Here is a 4,833-nt window from a genome sequence, read left to right as displayed (position 1 = left end):
TCGATCCAGCCTACCGAATGCAGCAACTACTTCGCCAACGCAGGATATGCTTCCATCAAAACGTGAAACGCTCTAGCGTTGCTAGCGCCAAGGCCTTAGGGCGCCGTCCTTGTGAGCGGCGCAGCTGATGCGCGTCGGGTCTCCCATTCAGGGCTGATCCTCTCCGCGGCCATGACGCGGTTCGCTTCTGGGGAAGAAGACGAGCTCGCTATCGATGCAGATTAAGGAGTAGTATCGCTTTCGTGCAGGGCACGCACTTGCAAGATGCGAGCGGCCTCTGATTGTTCTGATCAGAACCTTTCGATGTGTGCGCGAATCGCATTTGCGCTTGCGTCAATCCAGCCGCGTTCACGCGCGGCTGCAACCATCTTGGCGTAAGCTGCTTCCCAGATTTCGTTGTGCTTGGGGCAGCCAGGCAGGACGGGCACTAAATCAATAGGCACCAGCGCATTGTCATGGTCAACAAGCGTGATCCCTTTCAAGTCAGAAAAGGTAGCGGCAAGTGGGCCCTTCAAGACGAGCTTAAACCTGCGGGAATCGAACGGCTCAGCCAGTCGCAGTCCCTTCTCGGGCGAGTACTCTATCATCATGACTCAGCTCCTTCATTGTGGCTTTTGAACACGAGCTTAGCCGTACGGGTCGAATACCGATATTGCGGTGAAAACCTGCACTCACCCCCACACGGCAGCGTTCGAAGCTCGCCACGGAAGTTGATGAGCGGAGTGCCTCCAGCTGATCGCGTCGCGATAGCGCGGCCGATAAAGATCCCATGAGTTCCGACCACCTGGTGGTGATGCAAGACGCATTCGAGCGCGCAGACGGCGCTTTGCAGAACCGGTACGTCAAGAATGCCCTGATCCCATGACGCTGTTTCGAAACGGTGGACACCGTCTGCGCCGTGCCGGCCGGCGAAACGCAGTGCGAGGTCCTGCTGATTGCCGCCGAGAATACTCACGCCAAAAGTGCCATTGGCGAGTATGGTATCGTGAGTCTCGGAACTGGGATTAATACCGACCAGCAAGCAGGGCGGCTCCATGCAGATCGAGGTCATAGAGCTGACCGTTAGCCCGCGCCGTCCAAGCGACGTTCCGCTCGCTACGATGGAGACACCGCTCGCCAGATTCCGCATGGCTTGGCGAAACTCGGTCGCCTCGATGGACTGAATATCGCTCATCCGGAAACGAGAGTGGCAGCTCACAGCCGAGCTCCGCAGTCGCGCTCGAGTTCGAACGTTTGCGCTAAGCGGAGATTGCGTGGGGCGGGAACCTCGAAGTTGTGTCCGCGCAGTTCGTACTTGATCGCGCCGATAGTCTGACTGCTCCACAGGGCGATTGTACCATGCAGCTGAACACAACAGCTGGCCTTGCTTGGATGACAACGTTCAGCGTGCCTCCGCGTCGGATCGCAGCCGTCCCGCGTCCTTGTCGCCTGGCAACGGCGATGGCGAAGGGGCCCGTACGTCCGAAGGGCAGGCGGTCCGTGATCAGTCTGCACCGGGCGTCACTCACTGCGAACTGGTCCTCGCTGTGAGATGGGCATCGCTGCCGCGCCGTTCTGCCTTCCAAAACCGTTGAAAAGGCGCTCTTTCGCTAAGAGAAGGCGCTCATCCAGCGTCGCGTGTAAGGAAACTCTCAGGTCGGGCGGGATCGAGTCGTCTGTATCGATCATTTCCCGAAATTTCCGAAACATGCGTTCGATCGTCTCGATCGATCCGAGTAAGGTGATGGTCCGCCAGGACATCATTGCTTGTCTCCCTTGGGGCGATAGTGCGAAGCGCTGGTCCGCGAGCCGCCTGTCTTTGGCCGACGACCAGCTGATCTTTGGAAAAGAGGGATGCCAGCGTCTCGCTGATCGCAAGTCTCGTCTCGAAGGTGCGCGGCTTGCGGCTGGCCCATTGTTGGCGAGCGAGGGGTGAGGGCGCGATCGAGTTCCGCGCGGTCACAGTTCTCGATCCGGGCCTCCATGACGTGCGCTAGGGCGACGACCTCGATGTCGCGGGCAATAGCATCGTCCGGCGCAACCATGATGACCAGGATGCAATCGGCGGCATGGGCTCGCGCCTCGCGCCCTTGATAGCTGTCGTACAGTACATCTTGGCGTAGCATCGCCGGAGTTGTGCCCGCGCGCGCCGCCACCATGACCTCGACATGTCCCTGAAAGGGCGCCGTGGCCGTTAGGACGAACAGGTAGGCCACGCCGTCCGCTTCATAGGCCTTCGCGAGCGAAGGTGGATCGAAGTCAGCGCGAATGAGCCCCTTCGAGGGCGAGGCCTTCTTAATCTCGGCGATCAGCGCATGCTCGCCCGCGGCATGTCTATTTCGGATGGTGCTGAGGAAGCCGCGCCGAGACGGGGCACGCCTCGCGAAAGCCTTGAGGTATGGAAGCGGCAGCGCGCGCTTGGCGGCGGCTGCGATCTCTTCGCGCTGATAAGCGTCGATCTTGGTCAGAATGTCGGACATCGGGCAGCTCGGCTGTCAAGCATTGGAGACCGCGATCAGGTGTTTCAATCGTGCCGCCGCGGCACCGCTATCAAGTGATTTTTGCCCAAGGGTGACGCCTTCCTTCAAGGTCTTGGCGCGGCCTGCTAGGATCAGTGCCCCCGGCTGCATTGAGAAGCGCGACATCACGATACGGGCTTGGGGCGCCCTCGAGCACGCCTTGCAGTGCGACTGCATTGGCATCGGCGTCGCGGCCCTTCAGCTCCACGTTGCTGCAACGGGGCAGGTCGGCTTGTTCCGGGCTAACTTCGAAGGTGCGGATCTCGCCGGTCTCAAGCGAGGCAACAAAGGTCGGGCCGGTGAGGGTGAACTCATCCAGTCCGTCCGAGCCGTGTACCACCCACACCGACTCAGCGCCAAGATTCTTCAGCACCTGCGCCAAAGGCAGCACCCACTGCCGCGAAAACACCTCGACCATCTGTCGCTTGACGCCGGCTGGATTGCACAGCGGTCCGAGCAGATTGAAGATGGTGCGGGTCGCAAGCTCAACCCTGGTCGGACGAACGTGCTTCATGGCGGGATGGTGGACCGGCGCAAACATGAAGCCGATGCCGGCTTCCTGCACGCAGCGAGTGACGTCTTCAGGGGAGATGTCGATCCTCACGCCGAGTGAGGCCAACACGTCGGCCGCGCCCGAGCGCGAGGACAGTGCTCGGTTGCCATGTTTGGCCACCCGCACGCCCGCGCCAGCCACGATGAAAGCGGCGCAGGTCGATACGTTGACCGAGCCCGAAGCGTCGCCACCCGTGCCGACAATGTCGACGGTATCATGCGGCGCACTGACTCGCGGCATCTTGCTCCGCATTGCGGAAGCTGCGCCGGTGATCTCTTCCACTGTCTCGCCGCGCACCCGCAGCGCCATGAGAAGTCCGCCCATCTGTGAGGGTGTGGCTTCGCCCGACATGATGCTGTCGAAAACGGATGCCGCTTCCTCGCGGGTCAGCGTGGCGCAACCGGCGACTTTGCCAATGATCGATTTGAGGGCGTCCATCCTGCTTTCGAATGGTGCTTAGTTGTTGCTAGTGGCGGTGGTTTGCCTGGGCGAGGGCCGCATCGCAGATGATGAGCCGATCTCCGGTTCCAGCCCGGTGACGAGGGCCGCGATCCGCTTGTCGCACGCACTGCGTTGCAGGTTCTCTTTCAGTTCTTTGCCCTCCTCCGATGCGAACTCGAGGGGCGGCATGATCTCGCAATCTTCCGCCTTCATCGGCGGGAGGTTGATTCGAACAGGCATCAGCTCCTGATCTGCATTCATGCGGCACGGCAACTCCAGCTGACGCCACGGCCGCGCCCGATTGCCTGCGCGGTGTAGGTTTGTCATAATTGGTTCCCAAGCCTACAACCTGACGCAGCGTAAGGTTCAACCCCTTTCAGTGGCCTAGCGGAATGTTATTCTGCCGCCACCATCCTGCATCTGCTCGCATTGCTTGGGCACGAGGGCACCAGGTGCCAAATGCACAGAGGCTCGCGATCAACGCCGCGACTCGCGCATCTTCGACTCTGGAATAGCTGCGGTTCAGCGCAGCCAAGCGACTACTTAGTCCTGGGGGCTCAGAAGGTGCTCCGTCCGAGATTCTGGCGCCTTCAAAGAATTCGCGCTTCAGCATCAACAGAGCCTGATGGGATGCCTCGATCGAATGCTCACACAGCATTATCTAGCAAACATCGACTCATAACCGGCTCCAGGCGCCTTTCGATTGTCGCCGGTCGCGAGGATTGCCCGCCTCTTTCACCGATCACTGATATGCCCGCGAAATTTCCGTAAAGTTGTCTGATCCTTCGGCCTGTTTGCGCGACGGACTTGGCGATATATCCGAGCGGTGCCGGTTCGGCGCAGCATGGCCGTTCACCGATCCGCGACCGAACATATTGGCTCACGCTGTTCTTCTAGTCAGCTTCTGGAAAGCTAACGCTCCTAGAAGGTGGAGCTCTAGACGGCGACTGCCGTCAGCCCACAAGGGCAATGAACGAGGAAGACCGGATGCTCGGAGCCACCGGAAATCGGGGCGATGGCAGTTTTGGAAGTGGTAATGATAGGTCATTGTCTGCGCGGTTCGTTGCGTCCATCGCCCTCAATCGGCTGTCTCGATCCCCTTTTGCGAGATCTGCGGTTACCTGCGCAGGTTTTTGCCAATCAGTATAGCGCGACAATCTCGGTGGGAAGACGTATTGCCGCATCTAGCGATGTTCCCGAGAGACCTCCTATTGCCTCATCTATTTTGCTCCCTAGCGAGGGGAGCGAGGAAGCTGGTCTCACAACTAGCCCGTATTTCTCACACGACCAATTGCTCTGCGACGGGGATAGGATGATCTGGCGAAGGCGATGAGGAGCCGT

Annotated in this window: 4 protein-coding genes and 2 pseudogenes; all 6 read right to left on the bottom strand. The window is 60.0% G+C overall.

Translation table 11 applies throughout. The features are described from left to right. Window positions 1-290 precede the first annotated feature (290 nt). Window positions 291-590 (bottom strand): hypothetical protein, encoded by a 300-nt coding sequence (locus AC5ZG5_RS45655; RefSeq protein ID WP_456647169.1) that lies wholly within the window; start codon window positions 588-590, stop codon window positions 291-293. Next, window positions 587-1,174, bottom strand: a complete 588-nt coding sequence (locus tag AC5ZG5_RS45650) for a flavin reductase family protein (protein WP_456647168.1) — start codon at window positions 1,172-1,174, stop codon at window positions 587-589. Before AC5ZG5_RS45650 ends, AC5ZG5_RS45655 begins: the two co-directional genes overlap by 4 nt. A 326-nt stretch (window positions 1,175-1,500) precedes the next feature. Then, window positions 1,501-1,743, bottom strand: a complete 243-nt coding sequence (locus AC5ZG5_RS45645) for a hypothetical protein (protein WP_456647170.1) — start codon at window positions 1,741-1,743, stop codon at window positions 1,501-1,503. Between the two features lie 55 nt (window positions 1,744-1,798). Then, window positions 1,799-2,459, bottom strand: a pseudogene (locus tag AC5ZG5_RS45640) (indole-3-glycerol phosphate synthase TrpC); the annotation flags it as partial. A 15-nt stretch (window positions 2,460-2,474) separates the two neighbouring features. Then, window positions 2,475-3,489, bottom strand: a pseudogene (gene trpD, locus AC5ZG5_RS45635) (anthranilate phosphoribosyltransferase). Window positions 3,490-3,507: 18 nt separating this feature from the next. After that, window positions 3,508-3,705: a hypothetical protein gene (locus AC5ZG5_RS45630; RefSeq protein ID WP_456671320.1), complete on the bottom strand. Its 198-nt coding sequence runs from the start codon at window positions 3,703-3,705 to the stop codon at window positions 3,508-3,510. Window positions 3,706-4,833: the final 1,128 nt, after the last annotated feature.

This window comes from Bradyrhizobium sp. Ses1 (assembly GCF_059512365.1).
Note: the sequence above shows the minus strand (reverse complement) of the source record. Positions and strands in the feature narration are given on the sequence as shown.

Bases quoted from the DNA above. Each gene is read 5' to 3' on its own strand.
- AC5ZG5_RS45650 (WP_456647168.1), bottom strand. From the start codon at position 1,174: ATGAGCGATATTCAGTCCATCGAGGCGACCGAGTTTCGCCAAGCCATG.
- AC5ZG5_RS45655 (WP_456647169.1), bottom strand. From the start codon at position 590: ATGATGATAGAGTACTCGCCCGAGAAGGGACTGCGACTGGCTGAGCCG.
- AC5ZG5_RS45630 (WP_456671320.1), bottom strand. From the start codon at position 3,705: ATGAAGGCGGAAGATTGCGAGATCATGCCGCCCCTCGAGTTCGCATCG.
- AC5ZG5_RS45645 (WP_456647170.1), bottom strand. From the start codon at position 1,743: ATGATGTCCTGGCGGACCATCACCTTACTCGGATCGATCGAGACGATC.